The sequence below is a fragment of the Bifidobacterium sp. B4111 genome (genome assembly GCF_026537235.1).
Classification (GTDB): Bacteria; Actinomycetota; Actinomycetes; order Actinomycetales; family Bifidobacteriaceae; genus Bombiscardovia.
The window spans coordinates 852,627-870,821 of record NZ_JAFNMO010000001.1; the positions used below are offsets into that span (position 1 = coordinate 852,627).

The 18,195-nt window shown below is 53.2% G+C and carries 17 protein-coding genes; 12 read left to right on the forward strand and 5 right to left on the reverse strand.

Annotation, left to right across the window (positions count from 1 at the left end; translation table 11 throughout):
• The first annotated feature begins 38 nt into the window (after nt 1-38).
• The 7 genes from J3T93_RS03905 to J3T93_RS03935 all read left to right on the forward strand — a co-directional run bounded on the left by J3T93_RS03905 (nt 39) and on the right by J3T93_RS03935 (nt 5,053).
• Nucleotides 39-572 carry a ClbS/DfsB family four-helix bundle protein gene (locus J3T93_RS03905; protein WP_267399988.1) on the forward strand — a complete coding sequence of 178 codons (534 nt, stop codon included), beginning with the start codon at nt 39-41 and terminating at the stop codon, nt 570-572.
• A gap of 210 nt (nt 573-782) precedes the next feature.
• On the forward strand, nt 783-1,379 hold the full coding sequence (locus tag J3T93_RS03910; protein ID WP_267399989.1) for an RNA polymerase sigma factor: 597 nt from the start codon (nt 783-785) through the stop codon (nt 1,377-1,379).
• Nucleotides 1,380-1,393: 14 nt separating this feature from the next.
• Nucleotides 1,394-2,239 carry a hypothetical protein gene (locus J3T93_RS03915; protein ID WP_267430567.1) on the forward strand — a complete coding sequence of 282 codons (846 nt, stop codon included), beginning with the start codon at nt 1,394-1,396 and terminating at the stop codon, nt 2,237-2,239.
• Between the two features lie 109 nt (nt 2,240-2,348).
• On the forward strand, nt 2,349-2,966 hold the full coding sequence (locus J3T93_RS03920) for a hypothetical protein (RefSeq protein WP_267430568.1): 618 nt from the start codon (nt 2,349-2,351) through the stop codon (nt 2,964-2,966).
• The gene (locus J3T93_RS03925; RefSeq protein WP_267430569.1) at nt 2,963-3,721 is read left to right on the forward strand and encodes a murein hydrolase transporter LrgB; all 759 of its coding nucleotides are present in this window, start codon (nt 2,963-2,965) and stop codon (nt 3,719-3,721) included. Before J3T93_RS03920 ends, J3T93_RS03925 begins: the two co-directional genes overlap by 4 nt.
• Nucleotides 3,722-3,752: 31 nt before the next feature.
• Entirely contained in the window at nt 3,753-4,613 is an 861-nt protein-coding gene (locus J3T93_RS03930) for an ABC transporter ATP-binding protein (protein WP_267430570.1), read from the forward strand.
• Nucleotides 4,614-4,648: 35 nt separating this feature from the next.
• On the forward strand, nt 4,649-5,053 hold the full coding sequence (locus tag J3T93_RS03935) for a DUF2511 domain-containing protein (protein ID WP_267430571.1): 405 nt from the start codon (nt 4,649-4,651) through the stop codon (nt 5,051-5,053).
• A gap of 299 nt (nt 5,054-5,352) precedes the next feature.
• On the opposite strand, the gene J3T93_RS03940 is transcribed toward J3T93_RS03935, so the two are convergent.
• Nucleotides 5,353-5,880 (reverse strand): VOC family protein, encoded by a 528-nt coding sequence (locus J3T93_RS03940; protein ID WP_267430573.1) that lies wholly within the window; start codon nt 5,878-5,880, stop codon nt 5,353-5,355.
• Nucleotides 5,881-5,964: 84 nt separating this feature from the next.
• A complete protein-coding gene (locus J3T93_RS03945; RefSeq protein WP_267430575.1) occupies nt 5,965-6,768 on the reverse strand; it encodes a MerR family transcriptional regulator in 804 nt (267 codons plus the stop codon).
• A gap of 326 nt (nt 6,769-7,094) precedes the next feature.
• Here J3T93_RS03945 and J3T93_RS03950 point away from each other — a divergent pair, with 326 nt between their 5' ends.
• The 5 genes from J3T93_RS03950 (at nt 7,095) to J3T93_RS03970 (ending at nt 11,787) form a co-directional block, all read left to right on the forward strand.
• Entirely contained in the window at nt 7,095-8,084 is a 990-nt protein-coding gene (locus J3T93_RS03950) for an ABC transporter ATP-binding protein (protein ID WP_267430577.1), read from the forward strand.
• Nucleotides 8,081-8,932 carry an ABC transporter permease gene (locus tag J3T93_RS03955; protein WP_267430578.1) on the forward strand — a complete coding sequence of 284 codons (852 nt, stop codon included), beginning with the start codon at nt 8,081-8,083 and terminating at the stop codon, nt 8,930-8,932. The genes J3T93_RS03950 and J3T93_RS03955 overlap by 4 nt, the downstream gene beginning before the upstream one ends.
• Complete coding sequence (locus tag J3T93_RS03960) at nt 8,929-9,729, forward strand: ABC transporter permease (RefSeq protein WP_267430580.1); 801 nt, start codon at nt 8,929-8,931, stop codon at nt 9,727-9,729. Before J3T93_RS03955 ends, J3T93_RS03960 begins: the two co-directional genes overlap by 4 nt.
• A 160-nt stretch (nt 9,730-9,889) precedes the next feature.
• On the forward strand, nt 9,890-11,116 hold the full coding sequence (locus J3T93_RS03965; RefSeq protein ID WP_267430581.1) for a sensor histidine kinase: 1,227 nt from the start codon (nt 9,890-9,892) through the stop codon (nt 11,114-11,116).
• Nucleotides 11,113-11,787 carry a response regulator transcription factor gene (locus J3T93_RS03970; protein ID WP_267430582.1) on the forward strand — a complete coding sequence of 225 codons (675 nt, stop codon included), beginning with the start codon at nt 11,113-11,115 and terminating at the stop codon, nt 11,785-11,787. Before J3T93_RS03965 ends, J3T93_RS03970 begins: the two co-directional genes overlap by 4 nt.
• A gap of 68 nt (nt 11,788-11,855) precedes the next feature.
• Here the strand turns inward: J3T93_RS03970 and J3T93_RS03975 are convergent, their stop codons facing one another.
• The 3 genes from J3T93_RS03975 to J3T93_RS03985 form a co-directional block, all read right to left on the reverse strand.
• Nucleotides 11,856-12,956 (reverse strand): alpha/beta hydrolase family protein, encoded by a 1,101-nt coding sequence (locus J3T93_RS03975; protein WP_267445988.1) that lies wholly within the window; start codon nt 12,954-12,956, stop codon nt 11,856-11,858.
• Between the two features lie 531 nt (nt 12,957-13,487).
• Nucleotides 13,488-14,915: an MDR family MFS transporter gene (locus J3T93_RS03980; protein ID WP_267430583.1), complete on the reverse strand. Its 1,428-nt coding sequence runs from the start codon at nt 14,913-14,915 to the stop codon at nt 13,488-13,490.
• Between the two features lie 5 nt (nt 14,916-14,920).
• A complete protein-coding gene (locus J3T93_RS03985; RefSeq protein WP_267430584.1) occupies nt 14,921-15,328 on the reverse strand; it encodes a MarR family winged helix-turn-helix transcriptional regulator in 408 nt (135 codons plus the stop codon).
• Nucleotides 15,329-18,195 lie beyond the last annotated feature (2,867 nt).

Below are 18,195 nucleotides of genomic sequence, written 5' to 3' on the forward strand. Positions count from 1 at the left end.
GTCAAACCTTGTCAACAACAGACAAATGGAGGACCGTCATGGCGCGACCTACTACCAAGGAAGAACTCATCAAGGCGGCTGATGATGGCTTCGACAAACTCGTGGCGCTGCTTGAGCCGCTGACACCTGAAGAACGCAATGGCCGCTTTTCCTTCGATCTGAGCAAGGAGAAGGGGGCCCATTGGGCACGCGACAGGAACATCAAGGATGTGCTCGTCCATCTCTACGAGTGGCATCAGCTGCTGTTGAATTGGGTGGAGGACAACCAGCAGGGCAGGACCCACGACTTTCTTCCTGACGGCTACAACTGGCGTAATTACGGCGAAATGAATGTGAAGCTGCGTGACAAGCATGATGACACCACCTACGATCAGGCCTTGAACCTGTTTATCGAATCCCATAAGAAGGTCATGGCCCTGGCGCAATCGTTCACCAACGAACAGCTATTCACCAAGGGCGCCCTCCCATGGACAGGAAACTCTACCTTGGGCTCTGCCTTCATCTCTTCAACCTCCAGCCATTACGACTGGGCCCTGAAGAAGGTACGGAAGTATTTGAAAGGACGCAAATAAGCGCTAGGACACCTGAAAAGAACCAGCTTCATACACAGACAGTAATGGGTTGCCCTGCGACTTCGCGACTAAATTCACAGTATGGGCGACCCTAAAATCAGCATCCCAGTACATTCGTAATAGTAATGGAGCATAACCACGATAACCGCTTGCATAACAGTATGCAGAACGATATCTAGGATGTAGACAACACAGAGAAGGACATCATCAGTGAAACGATCTCGCATTGATCCAGATGCTGATGATATAAGGCTGATCAAGATGGTGGCTGACGGCGATGAATCGGCCTTTGAAACACTTTACAATAAGTATGCTCATACCGTCCAAGCCTTTATTTCCCTGCGAATATCCGACGATGAAGATGCCAGTGAAGTTTTTACTGACACATGGCTGGGCTGCTGGCGTTCCTCAAAAACCTTCCGCGCAGACAGCAAGGTGCTTACCTGGATACTCAGCATTGCCCGGCGGCAAATCTATATGAAACGTCGCAAACCGAAACCACCTGACCAAATGGTTCAGGTGGAACTTGACTCGATAACCGATGATCAGCTGGGGCCTGTAGAACTGGTCAATAAGGATCTGACGATGGAAATAATACGGCAAAGGATTGATGCACTCCCAGCAGAAATGGCATACACGGTGACGCTGGCCTGGCTCCACGAGTTACCCTACCCGGAAATAGCCTCCCTGCTCGACGTTCCAGTTGGGACTGTGAAATCTCGCATTGCCCGGGCAAGGCAGATCCTGCGCCCGCAGTTGACCGACCTCGCTCCAGTCAAAACCCAAGAAGTGCCGAGCCAGAGATAATTGAAGGCGTGATTATGACAGACCGATATAAGAGCACAAGCCCAGATAGCACAGGCCCAGTCACCGAAGAATACCGGGGTGAAGTTCAAGAGGCGCTTAGGGAAAAAGAGCAGAATGCCCGGCCGGCAGTTCCGGCTTTTACTAGCGTAATGAAGGCCATCCACCAGAAGCCGCCGCTGGCAACGGATCAACCGCTTCCGTTCATGCGCCAAGTACGTTCCTGTGGCCCACTTATTCGGGCCCAATTCCGCCTCATACCGCGATATATCTTACTGGCAGAAATTGCGATAGCAGCGTGCTACGTCTTAATTAGCAACCTTATGCAAGGTGTACGTTACGGCAGTCTCGGTATGCATATCTTTTCAAATATGCTCATGCTCAACATGGCACTGACAATTATCCTGGTCTTTTCCATTAAAGACGATCGTGAATTAATGCTCAGTATGCCCCTAGGACCTCAAGTTGTAGTAGCTACTAGGCTATTGCTGGCTTTTATCTCCAACATTGTCGTCGGGGGAGCAGCCTTGTTGATTGTCACTGTCATCAACCCTGGAATAAGGCCTTTGCCAGTTATTGCCCAAACAATAGCCCCCATAACACTCCTGGCGAATATTGTGGCCCTCTTATGCATATGGCAATGCTCGTGGATTGCACTGCTCCTAGGGGTACTTGCACCGCTATTGAGAACTTTGCAGAACTTGAGGTCATCATTTTTCCTACCGGCATGGGTCAATTCGGTACCCACTACAACCGCAGCCTGGGCAGGGACCATCGTACTGACGGTGGGACTCCTATCTGCTGTTATCCTTACAGCCCCTCTTGCCTGGCATACTCAACTCGCCGGTGGAGATAAAAATTAATATGAACCTTTTCATCCTCTCTCGCTACTAACTAAGCAGACGGAACAAGCAGCGAGCAATGTCTGGCAGCAGCCGAGGCCAAAACCAGATATGGGGAAGGTGGACGAGGTTGGCTTTCGTAGGTATACAGCTCAAGAGGCTTTATAGGCTGGTATTACTGCCGTTCATACTGACTGCAGGCATTCTTTTTGTGGGCTCCTTACTGGAGGGCATTTGGTCACCGGGCCGCATACGGCTGGTTATGATGGCTCTTACTCAGGTGCCAGTAATTGCTACTGGCCTATCTACAGCTTTTGTGCTCAATGGCGACCCAATCGTTGAACTTGCTGAATCAACTCCAACTGGATGGCGGAAAGTTCAAGTGACCAGGCTGCTTATCATTACCGGAGCATTTCTTGCTGCCGCAGGCCTTCTTTTTATCGGCTTGCATATGATGCGACTTTGGCCACGTGACATGGGATGGGTGAGCATCATTACCCCGGTTGGCAGTATATTCATTGTCAGTTGTCTAGTTTTCCTTATAGCCGTACTCACCACGTCTATGCCAACATCATCACTGGCTTCCATAGCTATTTGGCTGTTTTTATGTTTTATATGGGATCCATACATCACAGATCCGGTCCGGCAACGACTCATTCCATTGTTTGTTGCAGCGGCAGGCGCAATCTTCGGATGGAACATGTGCGGTGATACGGAACGCAATGTTCTAAAGGTGGCAGCCCTATGAGGATACTGAGCCTTGTACGCATCACGCTACTGATGTTTTATCGGCGCAAAGCCTTGTGGATAGCCAGCATACCGCTGGCGCTCTTCGCCCTCTTTTTGGCCTATGCTTCTCCTATGTCACCTGGATTCAGCAACCCAGACGGTCTTGTCTTTACCGGACAGGTTCTTGCTATGTTCACCCCGTTGGCATACGCAGCATCTTTTAGCGACCTTATGACTGCCGGCAGGCGAACAGGTATGGACGAACTTGAATCCACCTCCCCCTTGCCGATGGCCGTCATCCGCTCAGCTCATGTCTTGGGAGCCTGGGTCATCTGCATATCATCTTCCCTGCTTTTCCTTGTATTGATCGCGGTCCACCAAGCCATTAACGGCAACGGTAAGGCAATACTTGTGGCCCTGGCAGTAGCATTTGTCATACTCGCGCCATCAATACTGATCGCTATGGGGATATCCGCCCTGCTGGGAGCCCTGTTGCCCACGATCGTAGCCCGAATTCTTGCCGTCCTGGTATGGGCTTGGCTGGCTTTCTATACCCCCCTCTTACCACTTCCAACACTCAATGGTGGCCCGCTGGCAGTCATTGGCGATCCCATTGCACAGGGATGGTTCCATACCGATCCTGTGTACGCACCAGCGAACGGCCCCTTTACCGTCCAATCAGGAGTCATATCCCTGCTCTGGCAGGTGTGTATTATCTTCCTCCTTTTCACTGGTGCAAACATAGCCTCCAACCGCATAAAAGCTCGGATCTGACTTTCATCTGACTTTGAAAGGAATTACCCACATGTTTATCTCTATTGACCATCTGACCAAGGATTTTCGGGGGAGACCGGCCGCTTTAAACGATCTGACCGTCGATCTTCCACAGGGCATGATAGGACTTATTGGTCCAAATGGTGCCGGTAAAACAACCCTCATGCGTATTCTCACCGGAATAATCAAACCGACTAAAGGTAAATTTTTTATTGATGGACAAGACCTGTCTTCGCCGGCCAACAGGCGAAATCTAAAACGGCACCTGGGTTATCTGCCACAGCACATCACCCCCTACGAGAACCTGTCGCCACTTGAATTCCTTGACTATATCGGCATCTTGAAAATGATCGACAATAAACGTGCACGGCAGGAGCAGGCGCATACCCTCCTGGAACAGGTGGGATTGGAAGACGTGATGAACCAACCTATCGGAGGGTTGTCCGGGGGTATGAGGCGCAGGGTTGGCATCGCACAGGCACTTATGGGCGACCCCCAGCTGCTGGTAGTCGACGAACCCACAGCGGGCTTGGATCCCGAAGAGCGCATGCGGTTCCGCACGCTCCTTGCCCAGCTGGGACAGGATCGAACCGTTATCCTCTCCACCCACATACTCGATGATGTTGCACAAACCTGCCCTTGGGTGTGTGTATTACGTTGCGGACGCAACCAGTATGACGGGCCGACAGAGGGGCTGATCCATGAAGCTGCCGGTCACACCTGGGTCACACCTCCCATCGCGGTCCCACCGGAAAATGCCACAATCATCAACGCGGAACCCACCCCACAGGGGACAAGATACCGCATAGTTACCGATACACCGCCCGCAGGCTCTGTAGAAACTGAGCCCAACCTGGAGGACGGATATATGGCTTTGGCCAGCGAGCGCTAGAAACCGTCTCCAAGTATGAAAGAACGCCGATAATTATGAAACGAATCAAGCAGAGCCTCAGAACCCTTTTCCTTCTATGCGCCACAATTATGCTGACGGTGGGGGTTGTCGGCTGCGCTGATGGCATGAAGCACCCTGAGGAGTATTCCACTGATGGAAGCAATAAGGTTGCAGCTACAAGCAACCCGCAAACAATTTCGAAAGAGGATCTGGGTCACACCTGGCCTCTTAAAGTTGATGAGGGCACCGTGTCATGCAAGCTCAGCAAGCAGGGAGACCCCATCCTCCGCTTTACCACCTCAGATGGTGACCAGTACGCACTGAACCAGGTACAAGACAATGAGCATCTCAAAAGTATTGAGATATTAAAATCAGATAAGAGTAAATCAGTAGGAACTCTGATGAGCTTCGCCTTCTCGGTCTGCGACATACCAAAATAAATCAATTTTACAGGGCTTTGCGGTTTGTCCTCTTCTGGTAGCCTACCTGATCTTACCGGGTCCAGAGCAGCCTGCCGGATTATGCATCTACATTCTGTTACAACCGTGCCGTTCAACTGGCTGGCAGCGCAGTTGGAATGCACCTCTTACCACCATGTTCTGCCGGTCATCGAGGCTGAAGCCAATAATTATCTGCTCAAAGACGTAGAGCCTTACGTTTTAACCCACCAGCCGCTCGAGACATTTAATCGTTGCTCTTAGAATCAAATCATGACGGGGGAGAAGGGCTTGATCTTTGCTCATTGACCGTGCGTGTTCAGATAAACTTCGGTCTGCTTTTTATCGACAGCCAAGGCAGCCGTAAGAGTAAGGGCCAGGCCTTCTGGAGTGTGAATCCTAGCTTCAAGCGAGTTCCACGGCTTACGTACTGGAGCTGAAGTGGAGCCAGGACGGAGGCGCTCGCATGTATCTACTATCTTGCCTATCTGTTTTTCCGTGACTGCTACACTCAGGCTTCCTATGGGCTCCATATCCGCATCAGGGCTGCCAGCATTGGGGCCACTCTTGCGGATCAGCACATCCTGAAAGGCCCAGCGCCGCAAGTGAATCATCACGCCTGACATGGTGTATAAATTGATGAAACCCAATCCCTGCGTCCAGAAAACCTCTGATTCTTCTAGATCGTGGCTATACAGGCACATGAACATGGGCATGAGGTAGATGCCTCTATAAGGCTCCGGCGGTTCCGCATCCTTACCTGGCTCCGGCACGGGACTTATGCCTGCATTTGTATAAGCAGAAGCTTTGGTCTGGTCATGGTTGTGCATGGTTACCTCGTTCCTTAATTGAAGGATTTTCAATTGGGTTGTCAAACAGAAAACGTGAGACGTAGATGGAAGGTACTGACTGCGTCACTCCCATTTGGCGGTTGACGGATCTATCCCATTCGCACGCGCTACAGATTCGATTGCGACCAGTATCCATTTCGCCAATCCTGGTTCCAATTGTTCATAGTGGGATCTGAAACGTGGATCAGCCACATACATGCGTCCAAGAATGACGTGCATGGAAGGCGTTACGTGGAACCATGACAAAGCCTGCCGATGCTCGTCAATCAGTTCGAGAACCTTATCTGAGGACGGTGGCAGACCTTTTCGCTTGGCTCCTGCAAGCTCACTTTCCACGTCGTTAAGCCGGGTCATGTCCTTTTTCTGCTCTTGTTCGGGGCAAGCAGCTTTTCGCTCCGCATACTCAAGCCACTGCCTGCTAGTACCCCAGCGTTCGTATGCTTCCGAAAAGTACTGGTCCTCCTGACCGGTCTTCGTGGCGGCTGAATCATTACCCGACTTCCCCTCAGCAAGGGTTATGAGCCGGTCCAAACGATCCGCAGCTTTCCTAAGAAGCTGGATTTTCTCCTCAATCCGCAAACGCTGACCTCGCAACTCATCCAAGGCCAGCGGTGCCTTGCACTTGAGCAATGCCTTGATTTGTCGGGCATTGAAGCCCATCTCCCTGTATGTCACAATTCGCTCCAGCTGTGCGACGTCATCCTGCAGATAATGCCGGTAATTCGACTGGTCGCGGAGGGGTGAGATCAGTCCTTCCTCCTCCCAGTGGCGCAACATTCTCCGACTGACCCCGGTAAGCTCAGACATCTGACCGATGCTCAAGCCGCTCCTGCTGCCCTCGCCACTGAATTCGCTCTCCCGTGTCATGCCTTGACCCTAAACCCTGCCATCATGTCAAGGTCAAATCAATTGTTTCCTGAGGATGAGGGTGAGGGAGTGCATGCACACACCGGCCTCAAGCATCCCAATAACAGGTTCTTGAGGAGGACGCTTTTGGCCCTGCTTGTTTGCGGAGTATTCCCTGAACATGAAGACGACTAAATCCAGCGAGACACCTTTCCCGTGGATGTAAATCAGCCTCGTCAGCAGCGACTTGTCCCCTGTGGGGGACAGTTTCTTTTCCCGCGTTGAAGGATTGTGCCCGCCGAACTTGCATAGGAATCAATTGAATTCCTATCGGAGGGGGAGGCGCAATGGCATATACGGACGGAAGCAATCACCCACAGCTGGCTGTGGCCACACAGGGATTGGTCAAGGCCTATGGCGGATTTAAAGCCGTGGATGGGCTGAATCTACGGGTGCCGGCTGGCGAGGTCTATGGACTGCTGGGACCAAACGGAGCCGGAAAATCGACCACCATGAAGCTCCTTCTGGGATTGACAAAACCGACTTCCGGAAGCATGTGGCTGCTAGGACAGCAAGTCGGAAAGAAGACTATGATCCAGCCGGGCCGTGTGGGCTCCATGATTGAAGGACCCAGCTTCTATCCAGGCCTGTCGGGCCTGGACAACTGCCGCATGGTAGCCGATTATCTGGGTCTGCCAGTTTCAGCTGCCTCAGCGGTGTTGACCAAGGTGGGATTGCAGGCGTACGAGAAAAGGAAGGCGAGCGCCTATTCCCTAGGAATGAAGCAGCGGCTGGGTATCGCCATGGCGCTGATCTCGCAGCCGGAGCTTCTGCTCCTGGATGAGCCCACCAACGGCTTGGATGCTGAGGCAGTGGTCGAGATGCGACAGATGATCATAGACCTGGCCGCATCCCAGGGAATCACGGTCATCATCAGCAGCCATATCCTGTCCGAGATCGAAAAGATGGCTCCGGTAGTTGGCATCATTGCCGACGGTCATCTGCTCTACCAGGGGACTTTGGAAAACTTGCGCGATAAGGGTCATATCGATCTACGTGTGTCCGATCCTGAACTCGCGTCAGAGATACTTGAAACTCAAGGCATTCACCACGAATATATCCGGAAGAGCGCAACCCTGCGCATTCCCGAGATATCAGATCCGCAAATCGGGACGCTGGTGACTCGGCTGATATCGCATGGTCTGCAGGTATACCGTGTCGCTTCCGAACGCAAGAGCTTGGAAGAGGCCTTCCTCGAACTCGTGGAAAACCCGCAGAACCATGTAGCGCAGGGTCCTGTGAAGCCGTTCGGTCATAAACAGAGGAGCATACGATGAGCTCTGTCGAATCATTCTCCATGCGGCCCAAAGAATTTCGATCGGGAAAACCGCCACGCTCATCCCATCCAGGAGGGCTGCTTGTTCTGCTTTCGATGGAGCTGCACAAGTTGAAAGGCTCATCATTCTGGTGGATGGCCTTGGGCATGATTGCTCTAGTCTCGGCATGGTCGGGCTTGGCATTCATAAAACGAGCTGAATCTGCGAACCCTGCCACACGTACCGTAGCCCTTGCTCAAGGTGAGATCTACCAAACTGTTGGCCTACTGGCACCCATCCTTGCCGCTCTGCTGACCAGCCGACTTGCTGGCCTGGAGAGCGGCGAGCGCATGGATCTCAAATGGCGCTCCCTAGGACAGGATGCGACTGAGAGGTTTCTTACCAAGCTCATAGTTGCTGGGTGTGTGATTACGCTATGTTTCGTAATTCCTCTGACGTGGGTACCGCTGGCAGCTTCAGCACAAGGATTCCATCTCGCCGGCAGTCTGGCCGAATACATACTCGTTCCGGCACTGATTGCCTGCTTCTCAACCATGGCTGTCACAGCTATACAACTCGTCCTCTCGCTGACGATAAATAAACAAGCCATAGGACTGGGTCTGGGTGTGATAGCCGGTCTGATCGGGACTGGACTGGGTCCGATGAATATGCCAGGTCTAGGCTGGCTTTTCCCGGCAGGAATCAGTTCCGCCGCCAGCCCCTTCCTGTCTTCTGCCAGTCCTGATGGCTTTGCCAGTATGACCTTGGTTGCCAATCCCTGGACGAAGGTCCTGACCAGCCTTCTGGCATGCATTATTTGGTCGGGAATATCAGCATTCATCGTCAAGGCCAAGGAGTTATGCCGATGACTAGGCAGTACCAAGCAAACGCTATGACTATCACCCCGATGCATCGCCACAGGCCATCAATCATTGCCGCTTTCAAATGGGAGATCCGCAAGGCCGGCAATCTCTGGTACTGGCTGGCCACCATGCTCTTCGACGCCATAGGAATCTTCAACGGTTGGGACCAGTATCAGAGCTACAGACCGGACTTCCAGACTCAAGGGGTGACCTGGGCAGCGATCTGGGGGCAGGCGATCCTTCTGCCAAGCATGGTCTTCATGCCAGTCCTGGTCGCGGCCTTTGCTGCCCAAATTGAAGCCAACGAGCACAAGGGACGCAACTGGCAGCGTCTTAATGCCTCCGGCATGGTCGGGACTGCCATAGCCGGGAAGATGATGCACGGACTGCTGGCCTCCCTCCTTAGCGTCGCCATCTTTGAATCCGAATTCATACTCGTGGGTGTTCTTGTAGGAGGCTTCGACCCAGCGGAACTCGGTCCCTATCTCTTGCGTGGCGTACCAATGACGTTGGCAGTGTGGGCCATTATGACTCTGACCCAGGCCATAGCCGCCAGAGCCGAATCCTTCGCCTCGACTATGAGCATCATGTTTCTGCTCACTCTGGCAGGCTGTGCGCTGTCGGTTGCCGCACCGGCATTGGCGTTGCCGTATCCGCTGGCCCTGATTACTACTGCATCCGCAGCCCGTGACATGGGCAATATCGCATCCACGACCTCTATGGCAAGCTCGTGCATGGTGGCAATCCTCTGGGTGCTGATCAGCCTCCTTATATTCCGGTACCAGGCTCGCAGAGCCATCTGATCTTAAGTGCAGAGTCAATAAAGAGAATAATGCGCTTGCCAGGCCGCACATCTCAGTGTCTGACAGCATAATGGAATACCGGCAGTTATCAGGAAGAGGCTCACCGATGAAAGCAGGCAAGAAGGCTCAAGGCTGGATTCAGTTGTGGAACCGGCCATATATGACCTTCGTGGCAGTCTTTTTCTGCGCCCTCTACGAGACAGGGATGCTGACCAGGCTGATCCTTGCCCCAAGCAGCGCCAACCAGACCCTCTACCAGGTCATGAAGTCTGCCAGCTGGGGCTTGCCCCTGTTTGTGGTCATTATTTTCCTCGCACTTGTCACCCTATGCCTGCGCCGTCTATATCCTATGGCGACCCTGCAGGTGGTCAGTGGCCTGCTTGCCCTGACTGCCGCAATCTATGGCTCGGGATGCACCTACCTGGTCATACCCTGGATTGTCAGCATCTACGCCTGTGCGGTAGAAGCCAAGAGCGTGACATCATTGACAGCTGGGCTGGGTAGTTCCGCCATTCTGGGCCTGCTCAGCATTGCATTCTCTGCCAATTGGCATCATGATGTCCACTCCACCGACCTTCTGTACCCGACTGGATTGACTTTCGCCCTCTGCCTGACAGTCGCCTTTTTCTCACGCTCAGCAAGGCAGTCACGCATGTCGGAGCAGGCGCTGGAGGAGGAGCGCTCGCATGCTCTAATCCTGGCCCATGAGCGGGACCAGGCCATGCATCAGTCCAGGGTTGCCGCCCAACTGCATGACAGCGTGGGTCACGACTTGACCGCCATCGTCGCCTTATCCGAAGGACTGGATCATGCCAGCGGAAAGCCGGAAATCGATGAGGCTATCTCGATGATTAACGACCTAGCACGGCAGGGACTGGATGACACACGAACGGCTGTCAAAGCCCTGCAATCAGAGACAGATCCAAAAAACGTCCCACAGCCGGCCACAGGGGAGAGGCATGGCTGGGATGACATCAAACCCATCCTCGACCACGCCCGGCATGTCGGCATCAGCACTGCCTTGTCGGAGACAGGCCGTCGGCCACAGGATTCCGAACAGGCCGACCTTGCCTTCACTGTCACCAGGGAGGCGATTACCAACGCCCTCCGCCACGGACAGGAGGTCAATCGTATTGTGGTCTCCTGGGATCACAACAGCCAGGGCGGCATAGATATCACCGTTCGCGATGATGGACGAATCTTGAATAACGAAGCCGACAATACCAGTAGCAGCGGTACAGGTCTTGCCAGGTTAAGAGCCGAGGTGCAAGCTCATGGTGGCAGCTTCCATTCGGGTCCTGGTTCTGATGGTTGGACCTTGCAGGCCCACATACCCTCGTTAGCCACAATGGCAGCTAACAATATAGGCATGAAGGAGAACGCATGATCCGCGTCATGATCGTCGACGACCAGCGACCGACCCGCATGGGACTGGCACTCATGGTCGCTAAGGATCCAACCTTGCATGTCGTTACGCAGGCAGCTAACGGCCAAGAGGCTCTGGATCAGCTAGCCACAGCCGCCAACAATCAGCAATCTCTGCCCAATGTGATTCTGATGGATGTGCGCATGCCTGTCATGGACGGGCTGGATACTACCAGCCGTATCAAAAAGCTCCATCCCGAAATAAGCATTCTCATTCTGACCACCTACGACGAGGACGACTATGCCTTCACAGCTCTAGGGGCGGGCGCCTCCGGGTTCCTACTCAAGGATGTCAAGACAGCCGATCTGAACAGAGCCATCCATGCGGTACATGCAGGCGATGCCATTCTCACGCCGCGCATCACGGCCGAAGTGATCAGAAAAGGAGTTCCAAGGCCAAAAGCCAATGATGAATCTGAGGCTCGCCTTAAATTCGCGCAACTGGGCAAACGCGAACTTCAGGTCGCTTCGCTGGTTAGTCAAGGCCTGACGAATGCGGAGATTGCCGAGCGCCTCCAGCTGCAGCATGATTCGGTCAAAAAGACCGTCAGCCGCATACTGGCAAAACTCAAGGTCAGGGACCGGATCAACATCGCCGTCCTTTGGTATCAGGCCAACATGGCAAACCAATAAGTAGCACCGAATGCGGTCTCGCTCATTCGTCGACGGAATAGGCTGTATCCGGCTGTATTTTTTGGGTCCTAATCCATATATTGGCGATAGAAGTCCGCCATCTGGTTCATCAACGGCACATCCAGCTCGAAGCCCTTCGACTTGTCGAAGTGTTTGGCCGAATACGCGTTATAGTTTTCGTTGGACGGCTTTTGGCCCAGTTGTCTCATGCGCTCCTTGTATTCTTGGTCGAATTGCTTTCGGTATCGCACCGATTCCTGGGAATAGTAGACATAGGCGTGCCCGCGATCTTGGTATTCACGGAACCGGAATCGTGGGTTGGACTGAAATTCCTCATGGAAGAGGTCATAGCTATATCTGACCGGCACCACCTGGTCGTCCCGGCTCTGAGCGATGAAAATTCCCGCCTTGGATTTCTTCAACCCATCCAAAGCAGTGTAACCTGCAAACTTCCCGAACTTCATATGCTCATAGATGCCCACACAAGGCAGGATAAGCGAGACGGCAGGGCCAGCGATTTTCCTGCCTGGCTGACTCATCATATCAATCGAACGATTGAATCCAGAGACCATAACTGCAGCCTTGACCTCTGGATGAAGGTTGAGAACAGCGCCGACAGCATACCCTCCCCAGCTCTGTCCGAACAGGAAAACAGGGAGATTGTCATATGTTTTCTCGCCCTCTACGAAACGCAGAGCTTGGTCCAGATCCTCGACCCCTTGAGGAAGGCCCTTGACAGACCTGCCGGCGCTTTCGTCATTGCCGGTGGCGTCATAAGCGAAGACCAGAAAGCCTTGAGAGGTGAAATAGTCGGCAACATCCATGTAGGTGTTCTGCCCGCCGCCGCCGAAACCATGAGCAATGACGACGAGGCCATCAGCCTCGCCTCCATGCTGGTTCGGTTCGTCTCTTGAATACTGATACCCAGCCAGTTTCTGACCGTCCTTGGAACGGAAGGTGCAACGCTTCATGCGCAATCCGGGAAAGTCTGCGAGCGCATAACGCATCCACCCGGGCGTGGCATACCGTTTTCCAAAGGTGTCCTCATAGACCAAAACGACCGCTCCCGGCAGAATGACTCCAAGGACAAGAACAAGTGCTATTGCCAGGGCAACAAGGACCCGCCTCCATTTGCGTTTAGGCTTTGCCCCGCCTGGATTTTCGGACATCCCACTCCCTCATAGGCATCTCGTTGTCTGCATGCATAATGATACAGTCTCGGGGAACAGAGAAGGTTATCAGCCGAAGCATTCAAAACACTCAAAACATGAAGGAAATCTTCTTGGCGACGCTAACAGCAGTTTATTGTTTTGCATGGATGACAGCTTTGTCCAAGAAGACGGCAGTGTCTCTCCTTTTCCAGGGTATCTTGCAGCACCCCACAACACCCTCTCGGTGCTGACTGGATCCGCTGGGCAGTCTGAGAGATCAGCTGAGCCTCCACAAGTCCTCACCTGCACAACAACATCATCCCTTCCCCCCTTCACATTGCATAATCCATCACTAGACACGCTCCTCCAAATCATTCATCGCAGCCGGAGCATGCTCACGCATTGTCACGGTCCCCATCGACATCAGCAGTTACTTTCCGCGCATCTGGTCACCGCATCAACTAACCGAGCCACAACACTCAGATCACTTAAGAGCGGCGATGATGGTCTGGCAAGAGACAGGCCCCTTGTCTCCAGATTCCACGGCGCTCAAGCTATTGATCGCCTCCGTCGCAGGGCGAAGGAGGAGCATAGTCCGATCAGAGCCACAGCGATCATACAGACGAAGGCCCAGTGATATCCCTGACCCAAGGCGACCGCCCTGCCCGCCCCATCGGCAGGGCGGGCACTTGCCAGGGTGACGATCATCATGGCGGCTGCCGTCCCCAGAGAACCGCCGATCTGTCTTACCGTGGAGGCCACTGCGTTGCCGTCTGCGGTCAGTCTTGGGGGCAGGGCATTGATGCCTTCGGTAAAGGTGGTCATCATGACCAGGGAGATGCCTGCCATCCGCACGGCATAGCAGGCTGCGATCTCGATAAGCCCGGTATTGGTGCTGAACCAGGCCATGGGCAGGGTTCCGATGGCCAGGACCGCGTAGCCCAACAGGGATATGCACCTGACGCCTATGCGCTCATAGAGTCCGCCTGAAAGCGGATTGAAAATGCCCATGACGATTGCGCCGGGAAGCATGACCAGGCCAGATGTCAGGGCGCTTGACCCTCTGCTGTTCTGCAGATAGAGGGGGAGTACCAGCTCGATTCCCACCATGGAGATGTTGCTCAAGGTGCTGAGCAGGGTCGTCAGCGTGAAGACGCCCGAACTGAACACGCGCAGGTCCACAAGTGGGTGCTCCATGGAGAGCTGACGGCGGCAGAAGAGCCAGATGACGACCAGGCCGGCCAGGAGCAGTGCGATGGTGATGGGGGAGAACCGGCCCGTGTCGCCGATGGCCGACAGGGCATAGAGCAGACAGCCGAATCCCAGGCAGGAGAGGATTACCGAAACCAGATCAAGCTCTGCCTTCCGCGGCTGGTTGACCGTGTATACGAAGAAGAAGGCGGCGAGCAGCACGAGCATGCTGACCGTAGCCAGAAGGATGAACAGAGCGCGCCAGGACCAATGCTGCAGAATGAAACCGGACAAGGTGGGACCCACGGTGGGGCCCAGGGCCACGACCAGGCCGACCACCCCCAGCGCCAGTCCGCGACGCTCGGGCGGGAAAAGCAAGAGCACCACATTCTGGATGAAGGGCATGAGCGAGCCTGCTGCTGCGGCCTGGATGATCCTGCCCGTCAGCAGGAGCGCGAAATGCCCTGTGGAAAAGACGCAGACCAGGGAACCCAGCAGAAAAACGGCCATCATGGCCATATAGGTGGTTCTGGACTGAAAGCTGGAGAATATCCAAGCCGATATGGGGATCATCAGGCCCACGACCAGCAGATAGGCAGTGCTGAGCCACTGGGCCGTGGACTGGGAGACTGCGAAATCTTTCATGATGGTTGGCAGCGCATTGTTCAGGAAGGTCTCGGCCATCAGCGAGAGAAAGGCCCCGGCAAGCAGGACGGCCATCATCCGAGTGCGTTTGCCGTTCCTGCCTGCTTCGGATCCGCCAGCACCGTCTGGCCCTGTCCTCATGCTGATCATGCATCTCCTCCATGCCTGCTCATTTCGCTCATATTGTCAATGACTCGCCTCAGCAGTGCTTCCAGAGTCTGTCGTTCGCGGACGCTGAATCCGCTGAGGGCCATGCCCGTAGTGGTGTCCAGGGCCCGAAGAATCCGTCTTTCCTGCTGACGTATGGAGCATCTGGCCTTGTCTGTAAGGTTGAGGACCACCTGACGACGGTCACCCTGCGCGTTTCCGACGGTCAGCCAACCTGCGCTGATCAGCCGTTTCACCATACCTCTGACCGTCGGGTGGCTCAGATAGAACCTGTCCGCTACGTCCTTCTGCCGTATCGTCCATTCGGGATGCTCATAAAGGTAGTAGACGATGACGAACTGCGGTCCGGTGAGTTCAGGCAGGATAGCTGAAATGAGTTCGTTCATCTGCTTCTCCAACAATGTGTTGGCGATCTTTATCAGACCTTCAGGTCTGTGCTCCGATAGGGCAAAAGTTGCCATGGCCCACCTTTCATAATGTAGCTTGCTACATTATTAGAGGCTGGTTTCGCATTGTCAAATCGGATTTGCCAGACACTTCACGCTGAGTGGTAACCCCAATCATCCGCGATCCAGCGCTTTGATTAGCCGCTACTCAACAAATGGGATTATTATTGGCAGTACGGGATAAAACTAACCAATAACAGGCCACATACCGTACAGGCTCAGAAACACGCACCACTCAACTACTCATAAGCCCAGACAAAGTCTGCTAGCTGCTGTCACTGAATGGAAGACTTCGTAGTGGGATCATCTATATCGCCTTTAGATCTGTATGGCAAGTTCCAGGGATGGCCGCAACGTTCGTCTGTTCGAATTCCACAAAATCTGACGGGGGCAGGCAAACGCACTAGCCTGATAGGAAGTGCAGGGCGTTTCAGGGCAGCCGATGCAGGACGAATCCAAGCACAACAAGACAAGTATTGCGGGCCGCAACTAGAACTTTCCCTTGTCTTTATGAGAATCTCTCACAACAATGCAAGGTATAGGGTCAATAGTTGGAATGTAAAACATTTCCTACATGTGTATGAGAGTTATCCATTCAACGAGTGTGCAAAACACTATCCTTTACAACTGCCGATTGCTTTACCCCACGATAATTGGATTCCTAGATATAGCTGCTTATAGGCTAGTTAAGGATATTCATTTCCATAATATTTCCATAATATTTCCATAACGTGCCGCCGCTGTTACGCAAGAAAAGAGAGAAGCAAGGCTCTAACATGTGCTCCTCAGCAAGATTGTGAGACATCGTGCCCAAGATATTTCCAAGATCTTAACGAATGCATAACAGTAGGACTCGTTATATCGAAAAGGTGAGTAATGCGGGAAGCAGCGATGAACTTTAGACAGGATGGACAGGACAAAACGTCAAAAGCTGCAATCCCGATGTCTTTATCGCGCCGGAGGGATTTTGAACTGTGACCCCTTGACCCCAAGTACTAGTCTGCCGTGCCTTTAGCTGGGTCTTGCTTCCTTGAATCTCAAGGTTTTCAGATATTTAACATTGCGCTAGAATGCACTAAATTGACTACCTTTGCGAAGTCATGCGACCCCAAATGTGGCATGTATTTCCTCGTTTTTCTCGGACTCCAAGGCGATGCATATCCTCGTCTTACCACACAAGACGATTCTTACAGGACAGCGGTCCCAACCAGGATTTCGCTGGTGTTCATCAACCCGTTCACGGCTTTTTGACCAGCCGGCGTTGCTGACTAGCTAAAAAGTTGACACCCAATTCACCGAAGCCGAAAAAGCAAGGAATTGTCAAGGGCACTATGACATGGGACACCCTCAGGATGCTCGACGGGCTCGCTTCATCCGCAGCCAGTACCCCCCCTCACCCAGGGGCCGGCGACGCCGAGAAATCAATCGGCAACCGCCTCAGCGTCATCGAGATCAAGGCCTTTCGGTCAGTTCATCCCGAGCTGTCCCTCGCCAAGGCCATGGAGGAACTCTCGAAGTCGAAGGCAGAGCTACAGCAGAGGTCTTCATAGTATTCTGATTATATGAGTCACGAGGAGAACAGATGAGCTTCCCAGCAGTCTCCGAGAGCCCTGCCCAGGAACGTAAGTCCTGGGCGGGGCTGAGAAAGAACCTTCTCTCACTTATCTTCTGATTTGTCGTCCTTGCCCCCTTCTGCCCAGCTGGAGCCTTGAAGGACTCGCTGCTGGGCTGACCTGTCTCATGCCTGGGATCATTGCACTAATAGTTGCTGTTGGTTTTTCTGTCGGAGACTTTATAGGAGACGAAGAGATATGAATAAGGGCCTGCCTGTTGATTCCACATTAGATTCCCTGAAAACGCCGAGGCGTATACCAGCAGGGAAGTATTAACTCTTGCCGCAAGCTGCTTGGCACTGGCCATGATTGTCTCCCATACGACCCACTATGTTTCCGGATCGCTGATGCTGGGCCTAACCTGTTACACTTTTACCTGGCTGCTGCTGGTAGCGGACCTATCCGCATTGGCATTCCAGCGTAAGGTTAGTTGGAAAATGGTCACACTGTCCTCGGTATTCTTAGCCACAACAGCCCTTATCCTGGCACAACTGGTCAGACTCGCCAAAGGAATCCTGGTTCCGGCCCTCGTAGCCTACCCAGTCCTCTGGTTACTGATGCTCTCCATCATGGGCCTTCAAGGCAGGGCTGTAGCCAGATCGTAGTTCTTATGTGCGCACAGACCTCGATAGTGCCTTGTGCATAGGAGAAGAGGTTTCGTCGGCAATGTCTGCCAATTGTCCGGGAAGCTCACGGGTTTTGACGGGGATACCAAGGTAACGGTTCATTAGTACCACGAATTATTGCGACAATAAGTGATATCCAGCTAGTTCGACTGGATGTGTTCCATAGTCAGGAATCCTGCCGGGCCTTTTGACTACGACCGGCAGAAGTGCTCCCAGACGATTGTTGATCGTCGCTGGCGATATAGGGGATCGTCTCCTGCGTACCTCGTAGCTCGGCTACATAAGACCAATACAATGTACCAGATCTGGGACGAAAACTCCAGAGCTCAGAGACCTTGTAATCAGTGCTATCTCGTCGGGCCGGCGGGATTTGAACCCGCGACCCCTTGTAAGATAAGCCGCTGTTCTGGTACATGCGAGCTGCCTTTAACTGCTACTAACTATCCAAGGAATGATGCCAATTATAGCAGATTCCAAGTACCAACTGGTACGAGCTGAAACAGGTACGTTAGTGTATCAATGTGCCCGAAATGTGCCCGATTGAATCGGTAAAAAGAGTCCGGTCTTC